Below are 3,270 nucleotides of genomic sequence, written 5' to 3' on the forward strand. Positions count from 1 at the left end.
GCGTTGATCGCGCTGCACCCCTTGGGGCTGTTGTCGTCCGACCAGGTGATCGCCGCGTCGAACACGGCGAGCACGCGCTCGATGCCGGGCTCCGGCACGCGGGACAGGTGCGCGGTGACGTGTTCCCGCCATCGTGCATCGCGATGTTGCAGGTAGGAGACGACCAGCGCTTCCTTGGAGCCGAAGCGGTCGTAGAGGGTCTTCTTGGTGACGCCAGCGGCCTCGGCGATCGTGTCGACTCCCACCGCGTGGATGCCGCGCTCGTAGAAGAGCAGTGATGCGGCGTCGAGCACGCGGGACGCGCCAGGGGTGAGCGGGGCGAGGTCGGGAACGGGGACGGCCATGTCCCCGACTATACCAACCTGTATAGTCGGGGGAATGGGTATACAGGTTGGTATAGTTCGTGTCGGCGTGACGATCGCGGCATCCGTGGCGTTCGTCGTCACCTGGAGCTCCGGATTCCTCGTGCCGGCGATGGTGGTCGACGACGTCTCGCCCCTCGCTCTGCTGGTGTGGCGGTTCGTTCCCCTCGCCGTGATCCTGCTCGCCGTGGTCGGCTTCACCGGCGCGGGGCGGGACGTCACCCGCGCTGATGTGGGACGGCAGGCGCTCATCGGTCTCTTCGCCCAGTTCGGATACTGCACCGCGGTGTACGCGGCCGTCGCCTCGGGCGTCGCCACCGGCACCACGGCGCTGATCGACGCCGTGCAGCCGCTCATCATCGCCGTCCTCGTCGGTCCGCTGCTCGGACTGCGTGTGCGCGGGGCGCAGTGGGCCGGGCTTCTGATCGGCGCGGCGGGCGTGCTCCTGGTGGTGCGCTCGCAGCTCGACGACTCGACCGCGCACCCCGCCGCCTACGTCTGGCCTGCCCTCGCCATGGCCAGCCTCATCGTCGGCACCTTCCTCCAGCGCCGTTCGGAACCGCGTACGGGCACGCTTGTCACGCTCACCATCCACGTGAGCGTGACCGCACTGGCTCTCGTGCCGGTCGCCGCGGTCTTCGGAGCGATCGTGCCGCCGGCGTCCGCCTCGTTCTGGTTCGCTGTCGGGTTCGCCGCCGCATTCCCGACGCTCGCCGCGTACGGGCTCTACTGGTGGCTGCTGCGCCGGGTGGGCATCACGGCTCTGAACGCGCTGCTCTTCCTGATCGCTCCGACGACCGCGCTGGCCGGAGCGCTGCTGCTGGGTGAGCCGCTCACGGCGCTCACCGTCCTCGGCTTCGCCCTGTGCGCCGGCGGTGTGGCCGCGGTGCTCGTGAGCGAGACGCGCGCCGTGCATAACTCCTCAGAATCGTCGGGAGATTCGCGATCCGGGGCTCTGGGCTCGGTTTCGCGCGCGTTCATTGAGGAGTTGTGAACACCCTCCCGATAGTTGCGCTTTCGCAACTATCGGAGTATGGTTGACCTCGATCAACTTTCTACGCAGGAGCGTTACCCCCGTGACACACACCCCATCCTCAGCACCCGAAGCCACCCGCTCGGCCCGCGAGGTCTTCACCGCGATCTCCGGACTCGTCGTCGGCATGTTCGTCGCCGTGCTCTCGGGCACCGTCGTGTCGACCTCGATGCCGGTCATCATCGCCGACCTCGGCGGCACCCAGTCCCAATACACCTGGGTCATCACCGCGAGCCTTCTGGCCACCGCCGTCTCGACCCCCATCTGGGGCAAGCTCGCCGACCTCGTCGACCGCAAGGTCCTCGTGCAGATCTCGCTCATCCTCTTCACCGTCGGCACCGTGATCGCCGGCTTCTCGACCGACACGAACATGCTCATCGCGGTTCGCGTCATCCAGGGCATCGGCGTCGGCGGCCTCATGTCGCTCGTCATGATCGCCGTGGCCCTCATCATCTCCCCGCGTGAGCGCGGCAAGTACATGGGCGTCGTCGGCGGCATCATGGCCCTCGGCACCATCGGCGGCCCGCTGCTCGGCGGACTGCTCACCGACGTGTGGGGCTGGCGCTCCAACTTCTTCGTCGGCGTGCCGTTCGCGATCCTCGCCCTCGTCCTGCTGCAGTTCACGCTGCACCTGCCCAAGCCGCAGCACGACAGTAAGGTCTCGATCGACTACTTCGGCATCGTGCTCCTCGCGGTCGGCGTTTCGACCCTGCTCATCTGGGTCTCGATGGGCGGCAGCCAGTTCGACTGGGACTCCTCGACGAGCATCATGCTCGCCGTGATCGCCGGAGTCGCGATCGCCGCCTTCATCACGGTCGAGTTCTTCGTCAAGGAACCGATCGTGCCGATGTCGCTGTTCCGCAACCGCACCTTCACGCTGTCGGTGATCGCCTCGATCGCCATCGGCGTCTCGATGTTCGCCACCTCGGTGTTCCTCGCGCAGTACTTCCAGCTGGCTCGTGGCGCCACGCCCACCGAGTCCGGCCTGATGACCATCCCGATGATCATCGGCCAGATGGGTGCGTCGATCATCATCGGCCAGCTCGTGAGCCGCTTCGGCAAGTGGAAGGGCTGGATGCTGACGGGCTCGGTCCTCGCCACCATCGGCGTCAGCCTGATGGCCACCCTGCGCTACGACACCCCGTTCCCGCTGGTCGCCGTCTACATGTTCATCCTCGGTGCGGGCCTCGGCATGGTCATGCAGAACCTCACGCTCATCGTGCAGAACGACACCGCGCCGCAGCAGCTGGGCGCCGCGTCGTCGAACGTGAACTTCTTCCGCACGATCGCCGGCACCATCGGCGTCACGGTCATGGGTGCGATGCTGTCGACCAGCGTCGCGTCGTACATCACCGAGTCGCTCGAGGGCTTCACGCCGACGACCCCCGCCGAGGTCGATGCGCTCAAGCACCTCGCCTCGGGTGATGTGCCGAAGGTCGGACAGCTTCCCGACACGATCCGCACGATCGTCGAGGGTGCCTACGGCCACGGCATCGCCGACTCGTTCATCATCGCCATCCCGCTCGCGGTGATCGCCATCATCGCGATCGCGTTCATCAAGAACAAGCCGCTGTCGACGAAGAACGCCGCCGAGCAGATGCTCGAGCAGGCGGAGGAATCCGTGATCGAGGTCTCCGAGGCCGAGGTCGGCGCGTCGCTCTCCACCGGGGCCATCCGGCTCGGAGGTGCGGAGTCCGAGTCGCCCGCGACCGGTTCGGTGCGCGTCCTCGAACGCGAAGATCGGGACCAGGAGCGCTGACATGCTCGCCCCCGAAGCGGTCGGACAGGCGGATGTCGACAGCGCGCTCGGTGACCTCCAGGCGCACCTGAACCTCATCTTCGCGAGGACCAGGTCGCTCTGGAAGGAGTCTGGGG

3 protein-coding genes are annotated in these 3,270 nt (G+C 67.2%); 2 read left to right on the forward strand and 1 reads right to left on the reverse strand.

The window, feature by feature from the left end; all coding sequences use genetic code 11:
- Window positions 1-344 (reverse strand): TetR/AcrR family transcriptional regulator (locus ACNPM4_RS04080; RefSeq protein WP_448984780.1); only part of this gene is annotated, 344 nt, incomplete at its 3' end.
- A gap of 34 nt (window positions 345-378) precedes the next feature.
- Here ACNPM4_RS04080 and ACNPM4_RS04085 point away from each other — a divergent pair.
- Together ACNPM4_RS04085 and ACNPM4_RS04090 are read left to right on the forward strand one after the other, a co-directional pair.
- Window positions 379-1,356: a DMT family transporter gene (locus ACNPM4_RS04085; protein WP_448984781.1), complete on the forward strand. Its 978-nt coding sequence runs from the start codon at window positions 379-381 to the stop codon at window positions 1,354-1,356.
- A 31-nt stretch (window positions 1,357-1,387) separates the two neighbouring features.
- A complete protein-coding gene (locus ACNPM4_RS04090; RefSeq protein WP_448984787.1) occupies window positions 1,388-3,154 on the forward strand; it encodes an MDR family MFS transporter in 1,767 nt (588 codons plus the stop codon).
- Window positions 3,155-3,270 lie beyond the last annotated feature (116 nt).

Source organism: Microbacterium umsixpiens, from assembly GCF_053543675.1.

Bases quoted from the DNA above. Each gene is read 5' to 3' on its own strand.
- ACNPM4_RS04085 (WP_448984781.1), top strand. From the start codon at position 379: ATGGGTATACAGGTTGGTATAGTTCGTGTCGGCGTGACGATCGCGGCA.